The sequence below is a fragment of the Dickeya fangzhongdai genome (genome assembly GCF_002812485.1).
Lineage (GTDB): Bacteria > Pseudomonadota > Gammaproteobacteria > Enterobacterales > Enterobacteriaceae > Dickeya > Dickeya fangzhongdai.
The window spans coordinates 62,476-80,597 of record NZ_CP025003.1 but is presented as its reverse complement, the minus strand read 5'-3'; the positions used below and the strand labels follow the sequence as shown (position 1 = coordinate 80,597).

Genomic DNA, 18,122 nt, shown 5'->3' with positions numbered 1-18,122 from the left:
TTTATCTGTCAGGCAGGCGACTTGCCGGAAAGCAGGTCGAGGACATCCTGCACATTCTCCGTCTGAGCCAGCCGTTCTATTATCGACTCATCATCCAGCGCGCTGGTGAGATTGGTGATGACCTGCACGTGTTCGTTGTTGCGGGCCGCGATACCGATGACCAGACGAGCCACGTCGTCCTCATCGTCGCCGAAGCGCACCCCTTGCGGATACTGACAGAACACCACGCCGGTTTTCAGCACCCGGTCCTTGGCTTCAATCGTCCCGTGCGGCACGGCGATCGACTCGCCCAGGTAGGTGGAGGTCAGTTTCTCACGCTCCAGCATCGCGTCGACATACGCCGGCTCGACATAACCGCCTTTTACCAGTTGTTCACCGGCAAAACGAATGGCCTGTTCTTTGTCGGCGGCCTGCAGGTTCAGGAAGACGTTTTTCTCCGTCAACTGGAACAACGTCTGCGGTGCGGCGGCCGGCTCGGCAACCGCAGCGGCGGCAGCGGGTTTGGCCTCGCCAGGTTGAGCAGCCTGCAGACGGGCAACCAGATCGTTGTACAGGTTGCTGTCGAGGAAGTTGGTCAGCGAAATGTGCTGAGCCTGCGGCGCATGGCGCATGGCGCGCTCGGTCAGATCACGATGGGTGATCACCAGATCCACGTCTTCCGGCAGGTTGTTGATGGCGCTGTTGGTCACCGAAATGCCCCGCAGACCGGCATCCTGTACCTTCTTGCGCAGCACCCCTGCTCCCATGGCGCTGGAGCCCATGCCGGCGTCGCAGGCGACGATGATCTTACGCACGGTGCCAAGGTCGCCGCTCACGCCGCTGACAGCCTGGCCTTTGGACGCGGATTTCATTTCCTGCATACGGCGGGTCGCCAGCTCCAGTTCGTCGTCATCCTTCACTTTGCTGCTTTTCAGCAGGATGGCCGACACCACAAAGGAGACCGCGAAAGCGGCGGCGATCGCGACGATATTGGCGAAGTAGGCGCCTTTCGGCGTCATGGCCAGCACCGCCAGAATGGAACCCGGCGAGGCTGGAGACACCAGACCGCCGTTCAGCAGGCCCAGCGTGAACACGCCGGTCATGCCGCCAAGAATAACGGCGATAATCAAACGCGGATTCATCAGCACATACGGGAAGTAGATTTCATGAATCCCGCCCAGGAAGTGGATGATGGCCGCGCCCGGCGCAGACTGTTTGGCGTTGCCGCGGCCGAACAGCATGTAAGCCATCAGCACTCCCATACCCGGACCCGGGTTGGCTTCGATCAGGAAGAAGATGGATTTCCCGGCTTCCGTCGCCTGCTGGATGCCCAGCGGCGAGAAGATGCCGTGGTTGATGGCGTTATTCAGGAACAGGATCTTCGCCGGTTCAACGAAAATCGACGCCAGCGGCAACAGGTTGTTCTGCACCATCAGGTGTACGCCGGCGGCCAGAATGCGCGACAGCGCCTCGACCAGCGGACCAATCGCCAGGAAGGACAGAATAGCCAGCAACATGCCGATGATACCGGCGGAGAAGTTGTTGACCAGCATCTCAAAGCCGCTTTTGATTTTGCCGTCAACCGCGCGGTCAAAGTGTTTGATCGCCCAGCCACCCAACGGGCCGGCAATCATGGCGCCGAGGAACATCGGGATATCAGAGCCGACCACCACGCCCATAGTGGTGATGGCGCCGACCACGCCGCCGCGCTCTCCACCTACCAGACGTCCGCCGGTAAAACCGATCAGTAACGGCAACAGATAGGTGATCATCGGGCCGACCAGCTTGGCCAACGTCGCGTTGGGGATCCATCCGGTAGGAATAAACAGTGCTGTGATAATCCCCCAGGCAATAAAGGCGCCGATATTCGGCATCACCATATTGCTCAGGAAACGGCCAAAATTCTGCACCTTGACCTTGGTATCTGGTGAGAGCATAGAGATACACCCCTTTGAAACGCGCGGCGGAAAGCGTTCGCGCGGTAATTATTGATTGTTAGACAGCGTGATGACTTCCGTCGGAATCATGAGGTCGTGTACCGCAATGTGTGCATACCGCTATTGTCGTCATTGTCGACTCTGTCGTATCGCGATCACGGCATCGTGTGACGACGAAAAATCTCAATAGCGTGCGCCACCGGCGTGGCCCCCCAAAACCCGTTATCAAGCGGACTCTAGCACGTGGTTTTCAGACCGCAACTCGCGGGAAAATCGTGACAAAAATCACAAAAACCACCCACAATCCCACCACAAATAAGTGACACAATTCACAAAAAAATAATAAAACCGGATAAATGGTCAGAAAAAAACCAATCAGGTCACAAAAAATAGTGATTAAGATCACCATTTTACGAATTGGGTTTATATGAAATATGTGAGATAAATCACAATATATTTTCAGCACGAACCGGCCTTCGCAAGAAAACCAGCCCGTGCCGGGGTCACCTTAGTGAGGCAGGAAATTCTGGGATTTGAGCGTCGTGAACAGTTTCTGCTGCTGATTGGCGATATCGGTCATCATGCTGTTGTACTGATCCACCTGCTGCTGGGTGTGGAACTGGACGCCGTTGTTGCCAAACACCACCTGATTGCCTTGCGTCTGCAGATAATCGCCCACCTGCACCACGCTCTGTGCAAACGACGTGCTGGCCGGCACTACCGTCACCATCGCATTGGCCGGCAGGGAAACGGCGCGGTTATAGACTTTATCGTATACCGTCTGCAATTCTTCCGGCTGCTTGAGCGCACGGCGGGCGTTATCCGCCTGGGTTTTGGCGTTCTGCACCTGCGGGCTCAGCATATTGAGGCCGCCCAGCGCCTGACGCAGGTTATCGCGCTGAGTAACGTAATCCTGCGGCACGCGAATGCGGGACACTACGTCCAGCATCGGCGTCAGGCTGCCTGCCAGCGCCTGATCCAGTTGCTGATTGAAAGCGGTCATCACAGCGTAATCCTGGGTAAAACGCCCGAAGCTCTGTTTCTGCGGTTCGGACAACGCCGGCAACTGGCGCCCTTCCTGCTGTGAAATCCCCTGCAGGAAGGTGATGAACGCCTGACGCGCATCCTTATCCTTGTCGCCGCAGGCCGACAGTTGCAATGCCACAACCAACATAACCACTGGCAGCAGCCAGCGCGAACGGTAATCCGCCAACATCATTACTACTCCTGTTTATTTTCACCACCGTGACCCGGCGGTCTCTATCGCCCGGCGAGCCATGTCGCCATAAGCGTAACCGAACCTGCCGCCGCGTGGGACATACCACGCCTGTTTTTTTCTCCCAACGGCCTGTTCAACAATCAAGGACCGCTATTCTACGCCGGATCGACGCCATGCCACCCGCAGAATCGTCTGTTCTGCTGCCGCTATTCTGTTACCACAACGTGCATAAGGCTTCGCGCAGGTTGCACACCATCTTGCACACAACATGTCATCTTGCACACAAATCTTGCACACAAGTAGTGCATCCCGGTAATGCACGGCAGGTAATCGCCGACCAACCGACAGGCTGGAGGATGCCATAGCACATCACAGTTAATAATTTGAAAGATAAATAAAAAATCAAGAAAACGCCTGCGGCGGATTCGTATCGACACGCAACATGGCAAGTATTTTGCTTTGTCTGACTGGCAGCAGGAGCGATAGCGGGCAACCGGTGTCGCCAGACAATTTGGAAATGGGTGACTAGGGTTCCGGCTTTACTGCGCAGGTCCGAGAGTCACCGACCGCCCTCTGGCGGTTACACGGCGGGATAAAAGCCCGGGAGGATACAGCGAGATACATGCTCGCCGCCCTCCTGCTTTGCTAATGATTGCGCCCAACGTCAGAGGATATACGCCATGAAAACGATTCAACGATTACTGCTTGTTTGCGCACTGGCGCTGTGCAGCGCTGGCGCGCTGGCCGCCAACAAACCCGCCTTCAAACTCTGCTGGTCCATTTACGCCGGCTGGATGCCGTGGGACTACGCCCAGCAGCAAGGCATCATCAAGAAATGGGCCGACAAATACGGCATCGATATCCAGTTTGTTCAGGTCAACGACTACATCGAATCCGTTAACCAGTACACCGCAGGCGGCTTTGACGGCTGCGCCATGACCAACATGGACGCGCTGACCATTCCGGCGGCCGGCGGCGTGGACAGCACCGCGCTTATCGTCGGCGACTACTCAAACGGCAACGACGGCATTCTGATCAAAGGCACTAACAGCCTGGCCGCGCTCAAAGGCAAGCCGATCAATCTGGTCCAGCTGTCCGTGTCTCACTACCTGCTGGCGCGGGCGCTGGAAAAGAACGGCATGAGCGAGAAAGACATCAAGGTGGTGAATACCGCCGATGCCGATCTGGTCGCCGCCTTCGGTACGTCGGAGGTGCAGGCCATCGTCACCTGGAACCCGTTGCTGGCGGAAGCCAAAAAACAGCCGGGCAGCCAGCTGGCGTTTTCTTCCGCGCAAATCCCCGGCGAAATTCTCGATCTGCTGGTGGTCAATACCGCCACACTGAAGCAACACCCCGAGCTGGGCAAAGCCCTGACCGGCGCCTGGTATGAAACCCTGCAAGCGATGTCCGGCGACAGCAGCGTCGCCCGCCAAGCCCGCACCTTCATGGGGCAGGCCGCCGGCACCGACCTGGCCGGATTTGACGAGCAACTGGCCGCCACCCACCTGTTCGCCACCCCGAAACAGGCGCTGGAGTTCGTCCAGAACGCCCAGTTGAAAACCACCATGCAGTCGGTCGCGGAATTCTCCTTCCGTCACGGCCTGCTGGGCGACGGCGCGCCGGGCGCAGACGTGGTGGGGGTATCCACCCCTGTGGGTCTGTGGGGCAACACCGGTAACGTCAAACTGCGTTTCAGCGACGAGTTTCTGAAACTGGCGGCCGACAACAAGCTGTAATACGGGAGAACGCCGGATGCGCAAATTGATCAACTACCAGCCGCTGCCGCTGACACGCGGGATGATGGGGTTTCTGCCGCTACTGGCGCTGCTGCTTGTCTACCTGATGGCGTCCGACGCCCGACTGGCGGCGAACGCCGCCGACAAGCTGTTGCCGGGGCTGGGCGCGATGGCGGACGCCATGCATCGCATGGCGTTCGAGCCCAACGAACGCACCGGCGAATACATGCTGTGGGTCGACACCGCCGCCAGCCTGCTTCGGCTGTTGATCGGCGTGGGGTTGAGCGCGATGCTGGCGCTGGTGTTCGGCCTGCTGTGCGGCGCGCTGCCGGCAGTGCGCGCCACGCTGTCGCCGCTGATCACCCTGTTTGCGCTGATCCCGCCGCTGGCGGTGCTGCCTGTCCTGTTCATCTGCTTCGGACTGGGCGAGGTATCCAAAGTGGTGCTGATCATGGTGGGCATCACGCCGTTCATCATTCGCGACCTGCAACTCTACATCCAGAGCCTGCCGCAGGAGCAACTGGTCAAAGCGCAAACCCTCGGCGGCCACAGCGGCCAAATCCTGTGGCGGGTGATTCTACCGCAATTGATGCCGCGGTTGCTGGATGCGGTGCGCCTGTCGCTCAGTTCCGCCTGGCTGTTCCTGATCGCCGCCGAAGCTATCGCCGCCACCGAGGGGCTGGGCTACCGCATCTTCCTGATGCGCCGCTATCTGGCGATGGACGTCATTCTGCCTTACGTCGCCTGGATCACGGCGCTGGCGTTCCTGCTCGATGTGCTGCTGCGGGTCATCAGCCGTCGCGGCTGGCCCTGGTATTACTCGAAATGAGCGTCAACCGGAATGCAGGAGAACCTATGTCGTTGTTAAAACTTAAAAACATCAGGAAAGAGTACGACGGTCAGGTGGTGCTGGAACGGCTCAACGTCTCGGTCGAGGAAGGCGAATTCGTCTCCATCGTCGGTGCGTCCGGTTGCGGCAAGACCACGTTTCTCAAGATGCTGCTCGGCACTGAAAGCCCCAGCAGCGGCCAGTTGCTGCTCGACGGCGCGCCCATGCCGCAGGAGCCGGACGAACACCGCGGCGTGGTGTTCCAGCGCTACTCGGTTTTCCCTCACCTCAGCGTGGCGGAGAACGTCATGCTCGGTGCGGAATTCGCCGAAGCCCGCTGGCTGGGCCGGGTATGGGGCCGGCGGCGTCGCGCCCTGCACGCCGGCGCAATGGAGATGTTGCGTCAGGTAGGTCTGGAACAATCCGCTCACAAGTATCCGCATCAGCTGTCCGGCGGCATGCAGCAGCGGCTGGCGCTGGCGCAGGCGTTGATCAAACGCCCGCGCATTCTGCTGCTGGATGAGCCGTTCGGCGCGCTGGACCCCGGCATCCGCGCCGAGATGCACCAGTTGATCAGCCAGTTGTGGCGGGAAAATTGCCTGACCATTTTCATGATCACCCATGACCTTAAAGAAGGTTTTTCACTCGGGTCGCGCCTGTGGGTGTTCGACAAGCTGCGCCAGGACCCGCAAGCGCCAGACGCTTTTGGCGCCAGCATCACCTACGACCTTCCGCTGGAGCGCTCGCCTGCCGGCGTGCGAGCTTCGGTGGGAGAACTGATTGACGGGCGGCGGCATGTCGCCTGATGGGAGGAGTCACACAATGAACGATCATTATCAGACCGAACTGCCCGCTGGGTCGCACTGGTCGCTGGTCATGCGCCGTGGTACCGCGCTGTGCCTGACCGACGTCGAAGGCGGCGCCAACGTGGGCATGCTGTTCTACAACCCGGAAAATCCGCTGGAGCGTTACAACGCGCCGGACACGCTCAAATGCCAGCATACGTTTCGCCTGACCGCCGGCCACTGCCTGTACTCGGATATGGGCCGTATTTTCTGCGGCATCGAAGCCGACAGTTTCGGCTGGCATGAAACCGTGTGCGGTAGCGCCAACGCGCAGCAGGTGGCGCGTCAGTTCGGCGAACTGAACTACCAGCAGGCCCGTAACAGCCGCCATCAGAACGGCTACGACAGCTTTCTGGTGGAACTGGCGAAATACGGTCTTGGCAAGCGCGACATGGCCGCCTGCGTTAACTTTTTCGCCCGCGTGAGCAGCGACGACGACGGCAACCTGACGCTGGAACAGCAGGGACAGCCCGGCGCCAGCGTCACTCTGCGTTTCGCCATGGATACGCTGGTTATCCTGCATACCTGCCCGCATCCGCTCAGCGCCGCCGCTGACTACCCGCGACATCCGATCCTGCTGACACTGGACCACCAGCGTGCGCCGTTGCCGGACATCTGTCTGGCACGACCGGAGAACCGGCGCGGACTGCGCAACAACACGCTTTACTATCTGGCCGAACAACCCCAAGGAGTCTGATCATGATCCAGACCAGCCAACGCGACCCCGCCACGGCGGTTTATCGCGCCACCCTTCCCGCCGGCGACTACTGGCTGCACCGCATTGAAGCCGGTCAGACGCTGCGTATTACCGATCTCGAAGGCAATCAGGCCGCCGATACCCTGTTCTACAACGCCGACGACACCGCCGAGCGCTACAGCGTGACCGATACCCTGCGCGGTCAGCGCAACGTCTTTCTCACCACCGGCAGCATACTGCGTTCCAACGAGGACCGCCCGATGCTGGAAATCGTGGCGGACACCTGCGGCCGCCACGACACCCTCGGCGGCGCCTGCGCCACCGAGAGCAACACGGTGCGCTACGATCTGGAAAAACGCCACATGCACGCCTGCCGCGACAGCTGGATGCTGGCGGTGGCGCAACACCCGGAATACCACCTGACCAAACGCGACATCACCCACAACATCAATTTTTTCATGAACGTGCCGGTGACGCGGGAAGGCGGATTGACCTTCGCCGACGGCATCTCCGCACCGGGGAAATACGTGGAAATGGTGGCGAAAATGAACGTACTGGTGCTGATCTCCAATTGTCCGCAGTTGAACAACCCTTGTAACGGCTATAACCCCACCCCGATCGATATCGCCGTCTGGTAAACGCGGCGGCAACGACACGCATCGGGAACAGCGACGCGCGGGACGACCCGCAACACGCGTCCGAGACTTCGCAGGACGACCTGCCCGTAAGAGACTCTGTCATGTTTGAGCGAGTACTGATTGCCAACCGTGGCGCTATTGCGGTGCGTATCATCCGCACCCTGAAAACAATGGGCGTGAAGGCCATCGTCGTTTACGCCGAAGCGGATCGTCATTCGCTGCACGTACGTCAGGCGGACGAAGCCTGGTCGCTGGGCGACGGCCCGGTGCGCGATACCTACCTGAATCAGGACAAATTACTGCACATCGCAGCGAAAAGCGGCGCACAGGCCATTCACCCCGGCTACGGCTTCCTGAGCGAGAACGCCGGTTTCGTCACCCGCTGCGAGCAGGCGGGTCTGGTATTTCTCGGCCCGACCGTGGCGCAGATGACCGCTTTCGGCCTCAAGCATCAGGCGCGTGTGCTGGCGCAGCAGAATGACGTACCGCTGCTGCCCGGCAGCGGCCTGCTCACCTCGCTGGACAGCGCCTGCGAACAGGCGCGCCGCATTGGTTATCCGGTGATGTTAAAGAGCACCGCGGGCGGCGGCGGCATCGGCATGCAGCGCTGTAATGACCAGGACCAGTTGGTCGATGCCTTTACCCGCGTGAAACGACTGGCGGGCAACAATTTCGCCGACGACGGCGTGTTTCTGGAAAAATTCATCGCCCAGGCCCGCCACATCGAAGTGCAGGTATTCGGCGACGGTCAGGGCAACGTCATCGCCCTTGGCGAGCGCGACTGCTCTGCCCAGCGCCGCAACCAGAAAGTGATTGAGGAGACCCCGGCCCCCAACCTTGGCGACAACGTACGCGCCGAACTACAGGCCACCGCCATCCGGCTGTGTCAGGCGGTGAACTACCGCAGCGCAGGCACGGTAGAGTATGTGTACGACGAAATCAGCAAGCAGTTCTGGTTCCTGGAGGTCAACACTCGCCTGCAGGTAGAACACGGCGTGACCGAGATGGTGTACGGCGTCGACATCGTGCAATGGATGGTGACGCTGGGCGCCGGTTGCCTGCCGCCGCTCCACACACTTGCCGCCGCGCCGCGCGGCCACGCCATTCAGGTGCGGCTGTACGCCGAAGACCCGGCCAAACAGTTCCAGCCTTGCGCCGGGTTGCTGAGCAACGTCAGTTTCCCGGACTCGCTGCCCGGCCTCACCCTGCGTATCGACCACTGGCTGGACAGCGGCAGCGAGGTGTCGCCGTTTTATGACCCGATGCTGGCGAAAGTCCTCGTTCACGGCGCCAGCCGGGACGCCGCGCTCGACGGTATGGCGCAGGCGCTGAGCGCCACGTCGCTGTACGGCATCGAAACCAATCTCGACTGGCTGCGCTACCTGCTGACCCTGCCCGCCGTCAGGCGCGGAGAAATCATCACCGCGACGCTGGGCGGCGTCGTCTGGCAGCCCGCTACGCTGGATGTCCTCGGCGGCGGCACGCTTACCACCGTGCAGGATGCGCCCGGCCGTACCGGTTACTGGCATGTCGGCGTCCCGCCCTCCGGACCGTTCGACACTCGCTCCTTCCGACTCGGCAATCAGTTGCTGGGCAACGCGCCGGACGCCGCCGGGCTGGAGCTCACCCTGCGTGGCCCAACGCTGCGCTTCAACCGCGACTGCGCTTTCGTCATCACCGGCGCCGCCATCAACGCCCGGCTGGATGATGCTCCGCTCGCCGGCTGGCGGACTCATCACGCCCGCGCCGGGCAAACGCTGACGCTTGGCGATATTCAGGGCGCGGGCTGCCGCAGCTACCTGTTGCTGGCCGGCGGTCTGGCCTGCCCGACGTATCTGGGCAGCCGCAGCACCTTCACGCTCGGCAAATTCGGCGGTCATGCCGGGCGTGCATTGCGCGCCGGCGACGTACTGCATCTGGCCGCGCCTCAGTCGCCCGCCATCGATGTCGCCCTGCCTGCGCCCGACTGGCACTCTCACTGGCAATTGCGGGTGGTGTACGGGCCGCACGGCGCGCCGGACTACTTTACCCCAGAGGACATCGGGGCCTTTTTCGCTGCCGACTGGCAGGTGCATTACAACTCCAGCCGTACCGGCATCCGGCTGATTGGCCCTAAACCTCAGTGGGCGCGAACCGACGGCGGCGAAGCCGGCATGCACCCGTCCAATATCCACGACAACGCCTACGCCTTCGGCACGGTGGATTTTACCGGCGATATGCCGGTCATCCTGGGGCCGGACGGCCCATCGCTGGGCGGGTTCGTCTGCCCGGCCACGGTGATCCACGCCGATTTATGGAAACTCGGCCAGTTAAAAGCCGGCGACAGCATTCGTTTCATGCCGGTGAGCCTGGAGCAGGCGGACGAACTGGCGCGCGAAGCGGAATCCGCCATCGCCGCCGGTCGCCCGGTGGCAGAACCCACCCTCGCCGCCTGTTGCCCCTCGCCCGTGCTGTATCACCGATCGGCGCAAGGCGATCGGCCATCGGTGAACTGTCTGGCGGCAGGCGACCGTTTCCTGCTGCTGGAGTATGGCGAGCACCGGCTGGATATCGCCCTGCGTTTTCGCGTGCACGCGCTGATGCAGTGGCTGGAACAGCATCCGTTACCGGGTGTACAGGAGCTGACGCCGGGTATCCGCTCGCTGCAAATCCATTTCGATAGCCTGCAATGCCCGCGCAGCGCGCTGCTGGCGCATCTGCAGCAAGCAGACGACGCGCTCGGCGACCTGCAGCATGCCGCCGTTCCTTCCCGCACCGTGTGGCTGCCGCTCAGTTGGGACGACGACGCCTGCCGCGAGGCCATCACCCGCTATACCCAGTCGGTCAGACCCGGCGCCCCCTGGTGCCCCAGCAACATCGAATTCATCCGTCGCATCAACGGGCTGGAATCGGTGGATCAGGTCAAAGACATCGTCTTCAGCGCCCGTTATCTGGTGATGGGGCTGGGAGACGTCTACCTCGGCGCGCCGGTCGCCACCCCGCTCGACCCGCGTCACCGGCTGGTGACCACCAAATACAACCCGGCCCGCACCTGGACGGCGGAAAACTCGGTCGGCATCGGCGGCGCCTATCTGTGTGTATACGGTATGGAAGGCCCCGGCGGCTATCAGTTCATCGGCCGCACGTTGCAGATGTGGAACCGCGATCGACAAACCGACGTTTTCCGTCAACCCTGGTTGCTGCGGTTCTTCGATCAGATTCGCTTTTATCCGGTTACCGCGCAGGAGCTGCTGGCGATCCGCGAGCGCTTCCCGTGGGGAGATTATCCGTTGCGTACCGAAGAAGGGGAGTTTCATCTCGCCGACTATCAGCGGAATCTGGTGGAGCAGCAATCGGCGATCGACGCTTTCCAGCAGCAACGCCAGCGAGCCTTTGACGAGGAACTGGCGCGCTGGCGCGCCGACGGTCAGTTCACTTTCGACAGCAGCTTGCAGGAGACTACCGCTGATGACGATACCGTTCCGGCCCACGGCTACGGCGTGGAAAGCCAGGTGGCGGGCAGCGTCTGGCAGTGGCTGGTTGCTCCCGGCGATACCGTCAGCGCCGGTCAACTGGTGGGGATTCTGGAGTCGATGAAAATGGAAATCCCCATCACCGCGCCGGTCGCGGGCATTATTCACACACTGCACCGTCAACCCGGCCATCAGGTGCAGGCGGGACAGTTGCTGATGGTGATCGAACCCGCTGACGCCTGATATTGTTATTCCGCCGTCTTATCCGGCTGACATGCGTCAGCCGGTTGTTTTTATGTGAAATGACGGTAACGATACCGGTACCGGATTCAGGCAGATAACGGCATAAAAATATGAAAGTCAGAGCAATTTTGTGGTGGATACTGGTTATCGTCACCCCAACGGCATGGGCCGATTACCGTGCGTGCAATATCATCAACGGGCAAATCGCCGCCTGCGGCTCGTGGTTTCAGGGCTCGGCCCCGGTTTTGCAACACGGCGAGTATCGGGAATGCACTATCACCAACGGCAGAGTGACATTTTGCGGCAAATGGTATCAGGGGAACGCAGCCGTGCTGAAAGAGGGCGCTTACCGCGAATGCAGCATCGCCAACGGCAGGGTGACGTTTTGCGGGAAGTGGTATCAGGGAAAAGCGGTGGTGGATAATTAGTGGGTTACGGCTGACGGCTGTGGGCGTAGCGGGCGGTGGAGTTCAGCCTCCACTGTCAGCGGTTGCCGTCCACGTAGCTCAACAGGTTGTTATGCCGGTAGGCTGCATTGCAATTACCGAGCAGGACATCCGCTAATTGTGATACCTGCAAGCGCCGAGTGACACGCGGTTTGATAAACAAGCGGTGACGCAGTGGTTAACGGGTGAGCTGGATTGGTGGGGATTATGGACAGCACGCTATCCCTATCGGGTCTGGCGATGCATAACACCCGCCAGCCGAGTCGTAGTACCGAAAGCGGTTATAGCATAGCCCGCTTTCGCTGTCACGGTACTGTCCGGCAAAGGCAAGGCCCGGGTCGGCAGAGTCTTCCATGGAGACTGGTCGCTGGCCCCAGAGGGTGCTTTTGGGTGCCTGCCAGCGCAGGGTGCCGTCGGGTTTGTACAGAGCCTGGGGTTCACCGTTCTGGCTGCTGGTGACAAAATCGGTTTCCCTAGCCGTTGTGTACCCTGTGGTACAATTTTACTAGTACTGAAGTGCACAACTTACATATTATTCAGATGCTTCAATTAACATGTTAGCTTTTATTAACTTGTAGATGCGTAAAATTCAATCTATCTCTATATCGTAAAATGTTGACTTGAGGTGTTTTATAAAATCAACAATTTGTAATAATCTCACGTCAGTATGTTGATAAACTGAGCATTCTTCTTCCAATTTATTCATCATTAACAAGTAATGACTGTCCATATCATCCATTGCGTCATATGCTTCTTGCGTGCAAAAAACCAGCATTTTTACTAAAAATGAATTAAAAATATCATCATTGCATTCTTTAATATACCCATAAATATGATGGGTGGCATTGACTAATAAATACCCTTGATATGTGAAATTTTTATCTAGTAAAAAATAGAGATCATCTGATATTAGAACCTTATAAAAGATCAGTGAATTATTAGATGTAACGACTAACTCATTTCTTTTAATGAAGTAAGTGGCTTCGTTTTGTATTGAAACATTATCGGAAAAAATGTGAACGCAGTCTGACAATTTAATTATACAGAGAGAATTAGTATCAATATTAGAGATTTCGGATGATTTTTTTAAAACTGAAGGGATTGTTAGTAATAAAAACGAGATCTGACCAGTAATCTTATTTGATAGAAACCAGTCTAAAGAATCTATTTCACTAAAATTACTACTGCCAGAGTTTTTTTCCATGTCGCTCTCTAATTCATAAATGTCAGCATACTGACCCTTCATAGAAATGTTAAAACCCGCAAGATCCCAAATAATAGGTTTCACCTGTTATCCCCCAGATGTGATAGGTATTGCAGGAGGTAGAAATCCACCACCTGGTTTTGGTATCTGCCCATTTACAATCATACTATCTGTAATTGGCAAGCCAGGATCACTCGCTAATCCTCCATGAATTGCAGCCCCACTATCACCTCTTGGACCAGAAGGGCCATATGATGTAATTGCCTGTCCCTTATAAGCTCCTGATTTATTTCCTGCCAATATGACTATGTCCCCATCCTTAGCAAATATAATATTATTGTTACCGCCACTTGAGACATAAACTCTATCAGGGCTTTTGATAACTTCCTGCATTCTTTGCTCTGAAAGCCTACCATGATATCCTTTTGGTGATATTTTCCCTGGAGCTATTTTAGGAATCTTTCCATTGTTCGCTCTTTCTTGAATTTTACTAGCTAGTTTTGCGTTTGGACAACCAGCCAACCCAAACGGATCAACCCAGTCCATCGGGTTATGTACATACCCATAATTACTTTCACCCCCCAACACGCCTATCGGGTCCGGCGAGACATAACACCCGCCGGCCGGGTCGTAGTACCGAAAGCGGTTATAGCACAGCCCGCTTTCGCTGTCACGGAGCTGCCCGGCGAAGGCCAGGCCGGGGTCCGGACTTTCCGATTTTTCTGTCTGCCGGTGTCCCCACAGCGTCGCTTTCGGCGCCTGCCAGCGCAGGGTGCCGTCCGGTGCGAACAGCGCCTGCGGTGCACCGTTCTGGCTGCTGGTCACAAAATCCGTTTCCCAGTCGCCGCCGGTGTGCTGGCGCTGCTGCACCACCAGCTCCCAGCCGTTGTAGACCCAGTGACGGCGGGCCACCAGCTGACCGTGGCGGTAGTGCCGCACTTCGGCTATCTGGTCGCCGTCCCACAGGTAACGCACGTCCTCGCCGCGCGCCTCGCAGCGTTTGCCCACCCGGCGGCCGAACGGGTCGTAGCGGTACAGCCAGCGTTCCCCTGTCGGCGTGTCCACCACCCGCAGCTGGTTGCGGCTGTCCCAGCGGTACTGCCACACCTGCGGGCGGTAGCCCGGCTGCAGCACCTGTTTACGGATAAGCCGTCCGGCCCTGTCGTACTGGTAGTGGGTATCATCGCGCTGAACCAGTCTGCCAGACTGCCACTCGGTAAGCCGTCCGGCCTCCTGTGGCAGGCCGCTGCGGGTGTACTGGTAGCGGGCGGTGGTGTCCACGATTTTGCCCGCGCCACCGCGCAGGACTTCCTGCACCCGGCCGGTGGCATCCAGCCGGTAGCCTTCAGCCTCGCGGTTGTGGCGCACCCCGGTCAGGTTGCCCGCGCCGTCGTAGCGGTATTCCCGCGTCTGTGCTGGTTGCAGGTGACCGTCGTGCTGGGCGCCGCTTTGCTCCCGCGTCAGCCAGCCCATCACGTCGTATTCGCGCCGCTGCACAAACCCGCTGCCGCCGCTACGGAGCGATTCCCGGCCCGCTGCGTCATGGGTCAGCGTCAGCTCGGCGCCGTCCGGCAACTGCACCTGCCGCAGTTCGCCGGTACGGGTGTAATGGAACAGGCTGGTGAGTGGGGCAAGAGCGTGTGCGGTATCGTCCGCATCGCCGTCCCACGCCAGGGTGCGGGTGACGGTGCGGGCCGTGTCGTCGTACTGGCGGGTGAGCAGCGTGCCGTTGTGCCATTCGCGCACCACCCGGTCGCGCAGGTCGTAGTCCAGCTGCACATGGGCGGTGGCCGACGAGACTTCGGTCAGGCGGCCCACCGCGTCATAGCGGTAGTGCAGGCTGTCATCCGGCGCGGTTTCGCGCAGCAGCAGCCCGCGGGCGTCGTAGAGGAAGTGGCGGGTGTCGCCTTCGCCGTTGCGCACGCTGATGCACAGGCCGTCTTCGTCGTAGCCGTAATGCGTGTCGGTGCCGGTCATGTCGCGCTCGCGGATGACCCGCCCGTCGGCGTCCAGCCACCACTGCCAGCGGCTGCCGTCCGGGGCGATAACCGTTGTCAGCTGCTGGCTCTCTTTATCGTACGCGTAGTGCCAGGTGCGACCTTCGGCATCGGTGCGCGCGGTCAGCAGGTCGAACGGCCCGAAGGTCTGACGCCACAGCGCACCGTTGCCGTCCACGTAGCTCAGCAGGTTGTTGTGGCGGTCGTACTGGCGCCGCTCTTCCCTGTCGTCCGGGCGCATCAGCTGCTCCGGCAGTTTCCAGCTGGCCCGGCGGTAGCCGAACCCAAAGCGCGCGCCGTCCGCCCGTTGCCACTGCACTACCCGGTCCTGCCTGTCGTAGCGTAACTGCTGGGTGCGGCTCTCGGCGTCGGTGGCGCTCAGCAACCGCTGACGGTGGTCATACTGCAACCGCGCCTGCACCTCGCCGGCGGCGTCGCTTACCTGGGTCAGCAGGCCGTAGCGGTTCCAGGTGAATCGCACTTCGCTGGCGTCGGGACCGGTGAGCCGCTCCGGGTTGCCTTCGGCGTCATACACCCAGCCCCATTCGCGCCCCAGCGGGTCGGTGACGCCGCACAGCCGCTGCGCCTCATCATAGTCGTACTGCCACTGGTGGCCGCTGGCGTCGGTAAAGGTGCTGACCCGCCCGGTATCGTCCAGATAGCCGAATTCGACCACCCGCCCGGCGGGCGAGATTTCCCGCAGCAGGTTGCCAACCTCGTCGTAGTCGTAGTGGGTGACGTGACCGAGCGGGGATGTTTCCCAGCTCATCAGGGACAGGTCGTTAAAACCGAATTCGCTGCGCTGGCCGAGGCCGTCGGTCATCACCACCCGGTCGGGGTGGTAGTCGAAGCGGGCAGTCAGAAAGCCGTCGGCGCAGGTGGTGTAGACGCAGCGCCCCTGCGCGTCGTATTCGTAGCGCGCCCAGGTCTGGTCGTGGTCGTGCCAGCGCGTCAGCCGATGGGCGGCGTCGTACTCGTAGTACAGGTGATAAGCCTGAGTGGCGTTGGCCTCAATCAGTCGGCCCAGTTCATCCTGGCGGTACTCGGCCAGCAGCGTTTTCTGGCCGCCGTCGGTGCGCTGAATCTGGTGCAGGAAGTCGCCCTGCCACACCAGCAGCAGGGTAACGCCGTCGCTGTGACGCAATTGCCGCAGGTAGCCTTTCGGGTCGCGCACCAGCTCGATGCGGTTGTCGTGGGTATCGTGAATGGCCGACAGCAACCGGCGCGTGCCCTGTACCACGCTAAAGTCGCGCCAGGTCTGCTGGTCGCGGTGCCACAGGCTGAAACCCTCGCCCCGGCGGTGCAGGGTGAATTCAGGGTAGTGCGGGCAGTACACCGCCTGCACGTCCTGATGGAAGGTAAAATCGATGTCGTAGCCCTGTGCCAGCGTGATGACCACGTGGGTGTTAAGGCCGTCGCGCGTTACCGTCGCCACCTCGCTCCCGCTGTCGTGCCAGCCGTGGCCCAGTAGCCCGACATGCACGGAGGCGGAGCGGTAGGTGCGTTCGAACACCAGCGGCAGCGTCTGGCCCAGTGCGATATCGGTACGGGATTCAATCACCTCGCCGCTGGCGATGTAGACCGGGTCTTTGAGGAAGCCGCGCACCGCTTCCGTGACACGCGACAGCCCCTTGTTGTTGCGAAACCCTTCGCTGGCGCATTTGACCGCGCTTTTCAGTCCTTCCAGCGTTTTCAGCGCCCCGACACGCATCCCTTTTAGTACCGCCATCGGCCCACGGGTGAACAACTTGCCCAGCCCTCTGAACATGCCGCGGCTGGGTGGCACCAGAAACTCCACCGCAATCAGCAGCGCTCGTTGCAGCGCGGTAAACTCTTCGGCAATCTCCAGATAGGTGCCCTGCCCGGAGCCGAAAAATACCGTCGAGGCGCCTTCCTTGAGGGTGGCACCACACACGGTTTTATCGTCGATACGGGCCGCTGGCGCGTCGTTCACGAACACGGATTCGCTGCCCTGGGCAATCAGTTGCGGGCTGTTGTGCCGGGTGCAGGCGACGGTATCTTTCGTGGCGCGGGCCACCGGCTGTTTTTCGACAAACACGTTACCCGAGCCCGCCATCACCGGTCCGAACGATGGCGAGCCGCTGTCCACCATCGCCGACACCTTGCTGGACACCGCGTCTATCAGCCCACCCAGCAGGCTGACCGCACCAAATCCGGCGGCCAGTTTTACCGCCCCCACCACCAGCGCCGCCCCCATTCCACCCGTGCCAATCACCGCAACGGCGATAGCACCCGCCACGGCCGCGGCGGCGGTAAATACGGCGGCCGCCACCAGCGCCCCGGCCACGGCACCGGCCAGTGCACCCAGGAAACTCTTGTGTTTGATGGTCTTGCCCGGCGACGTTGGCGGTTTACCCTGACAGGGTTGAGGCCGGTCGGCGGGCGGGTTGGGACGGTTTCCGGCGTGCATGGCCCCGACCCGGGCCACCCGGCTCAGAATATCGTTCAGCATCGTGACTCCCTTCAGGGTACGGCTTTAAACGTCTCAATCACCGCCAGCAGCGCGGTTTTCTGTTCATCCTTCAGTTCGCCGGCGGCGGTAATGGTAAAGGTCAGCAGCAGCTCGCCGCGCACCTGCATCACCACCACCTGATGCATCGGTCCTTCCGGCGAGCGCCAGCTGTACTCCAGCCCGCGTGCGGGTTGACCATCCAGCGTCAGTTCCCAGGCGGCACGCTCCTGATAGCCCTTCAGGTGGGCGGAAAACTGTGACAGCGTCTGTTCATAGACGGTGTCCGGCGACAGGCCGAATTCAATCGGTGTGCGGTTGACCACCAGATTGGCGGTGTCGCCGGGCAGCACAAACACGTGCAACGACTCGTCGCGCCAGCCCGTCGGAATAGCCAGGGTGCCTTCGTTCATCTGATACATGCGTGCTG

At 60.1% G+C, this 18,122-nt stretch carries 12 protein-coding genes, 1 pseudogene and 1 riboswitch; of the genes and pseudogenes, 7 read left to right on the top strand and 6 right to left on the bottom strand.

Annotation, left to right across the window (positions count from 1 at the left end; translation table 11 throughout):
* Positions 1-8: 8 nt before the first annotated feature.
* Complete coding sequence (locus tag CVE23_RS00345) at positions 9-1,916, bottom strand: PTS mannitol transporter subunit IICBA (RefSeq protein WP_100848643.1); 1,908 nt, start codon at positions 1,914-1,916, stop codon at positions 9-11.
* Between the two features lie 508 nt (positions 1,917-2,424).
* Entirely contained in the window at positions 2,425-3,135 is a 711-nt protein-coding gene (locus CVE23_RS00340) for a DUF3053 domain-containing protein (protein WP_038920638.1), read from the bottom strand.
* Positions 3,136-3,649: 514 nt separating this feature from the next.
* Positions 3,650-3,744, top strand: a riboswitch (guanidine-I (ykkC/yxkD leader).
* Positions 3,745-3,815: 71 nt separating this feature from the next.
* Here CVE23_RS00340 and CVE23_RS00335 point away from each other — a divergent pair.
* The 7 genes from CVE23_RS00335 to CVE23_RS00305 all read left to right on the top strand — a co-directional run bounded on the left by CVE23_RS00335 (position 3,816) and on the right by CVE23_RS00305 (position 12,003).
* Positions 3,816-4,871: a putative urea ABC transporter substrate-binding protein gene (locus tag CVE23_RS00335; protein WP_049855280.1), complete on the top strand. Its 1,056-nt coding sequence runs from the start codon at positions 3,816-3,818 to the stop codon at positions 4,869-4,871.
* Positions 4,872-4,887: 16 nt separating this feature from the next.
* The gene (locus tag CVE23_RS00330) at positions 4,888-5,700 is read left to right on the top strand and encodes an ABC transporter permease (protein ID WP_038920640.1); all 813 of its coding nucleotides are present in this window, start codon (positions 4,888-4,890) and stop codon (positions 5,698-5,700) included.
* A 26-nt stretch (positions 5,701-5,726) separates the two neighbouring features.
* On the top strand, positions 5,727-6,506 hold the full coding sequence (locus CVE23_RS00325) for an ABC transporter ATP-binding protein (RefSeq protein WP_038663755.1): 780 nt from the start codon (positions 5,727-5,729) through the stop codon (positions 6,504-6,506).
* Between the two features lie 16 nt (positions 6,507-6,522).
* Positions 6,523-7,242, top strand: coding sequence for an urea amidolyase associated protein UAAP1 (locus tag CVE23_RS00320; protein WP_038920643.1), 720 nt, complete (start codon positions 6,523-6,525; stop codon positions 7,240-7,242).
* A 2-nt stretch (positions 7,243-7,244) separates the two neighbouring features.
* Positions 7,245-7,880 carry an urea amidolyase associated protein UAAP2 gene (locus CVE23_RS00315; protein WP_049855278.1) on the top strand — a complete coding sequence of 212 codons (636 nt, stop codon included), beginning with the start codon at positions 7,245-7,247 and terminating at the stop codon, positions 7,878-7,880.
* Positions 7,881-7,981: 101 nt separating this feature from the next.
* Positions 7,982-11,575 (top strand): urea carboxylase, encoded by a 3,594-nt coding sequence (gene uca, locus CVE23_RS00310; protein ID WP_100848642.1) that lies wholly within the window; start codon positions 7,982-7,984, stop codon positions 11,573-11,575.
* Between the two features lie 110 nt (positions 11,576-11,685).
* Positions 11,686-12,003 (top strand): hypothetical protein, encoded by a 318-nt coding sequence (locus CVE23_RS00305; protein ID WP_100848641.1) that lies wholly within the window; start codon positions 11,686-11,688, stop codon positions 12,001-12,003.
* Positions 12,004-12,241: 238 nt separating this feature from the next.
* On the opposite strand, the pseudogene CVE23_RS23200 reads toward CVE23_RS00305, so the two are convergent.
* The 4 genes and pseudogenes from CVE23_RS23200 to CVE23_RS00285 all read right to left on the bottom strand — a co-directional run.
* Positions 12,242-12,493 (bottom strand): annotated as a pseudogene (locus CVE23_RS23200) (RHS repeat-associated core domain-containing protein); the annotation flags it as partial.
* 117 nt (positions 12,494-12,610) lie between these two features.
* Positions 12,611-13,309 carry a hypothetical protein gene (locus CVE23_RS00295; protein WP_049855275.1) on the bottom strand — a complete coding sequence of 233 codons (699 nt, stop codon included), beginning with the start codon at positions 13,307-13,309 and terminating at the stop codon, positions 12,611-12,613.
* Positions 13,310-13,312: 3 nt separating this feature from the next.
* Entirely contained in the window at positions 13,313-17,695 is a 4,383-nt protein-coding gene (locus CVE23_RS00290) for an RHS repeat-associated core domain-containing protein (protein ID WP_225622623.1), read from the bottom strand.
* Positions 17,696-17,706: 11 nt separating this feature from the next.
* Positions 17,707-18,114: a DUF1795 domain-containing protein gene (locus CVE23_RS00285; protein ID WP_100848640.1), complete on the bottom strand. Its 408-nt coding sequence runs from the start codon at positions 18,112-18,114 to the stop codon at positions 17,707-17,709.
* Positions 18,115-18,122 lie beyond the last annotated feature (8 nt).

Coding starts and splice junctions, on each gene's coding strand:
- CVE23_RS00345 (WP_100848643.1), bottom strand. CDS start 1,916: ATGCTCTCACCAGATACCAAGGTCAAGGTGCAGAATTTTGGCCGTTTC.
- CVE23_RS00340 (WP_038920638.1), bottom strand. CDS start 3,135: ATGATGTTGGCGGATTACCGTTCGCGCTGGCTGCTGCCAGTGGTTATG.
- CVE23_RS00335 (WP_049855280.1), top strand. CDS start 3,816: ATGAAAACGATTCAACGATTACTGCTTGTTTGCGCACTGGCGCTGTGC.
- CVE23_RS00330 (WP_038920640.1), top strand. CDS start 4,888: ATGCGCAAATTGATCAACTACCAGCCGCTGCCGCTGACACGCGGGATG.
- CVE23_RS00325 (WP_038663755.1), top strand. CDS start 5,727: ATGTCGTTGTTAAAACTTAAAAACATCAGGAAAGAGTACGACGGTCAG.
- CVE23_RS00320 (WP_038920643.1), top strand. CDS start 6,523: ATGAACGATCATTATCAGACCGAACTGCCCGCTGGGTCGCACTGGTCG.
- CVE23_RS00315 (WP_049855278.1), top strand. CDS start 7,245: ATGATCCAGACCAGCCAACGCGACCCCGCCACGGCGGTTTATCGCGCC.
- uca (WP_100848642.1), top strand. CDS start 7,982: ATGTTTGAGCGAGTACTGATTGCCAACCGTGGCGCTATTGCGGTGCGT.
- CVE23_RS00305 (WP_100848641.1), top strand. CDS start 11,686: ATGAAAGTCAGAGCAATTTTGTGGTGGATACTGGTTATCGTCACCCCA.
- CVE23_RS00290 (WP_225622623.1), bottom strand. CDS start 17,695: ATGCTGAACGATATTCTGAGCCGGGTGGCCCGGGTCGGGGCCATGCAC.
- CVE23_RS00285 (WP_100848640.1), bottom strand. CDS start 18,114: ATGTATCAGATGAACGAAGGCACCCTGGCTATTCCGACGGGCTGGCGC.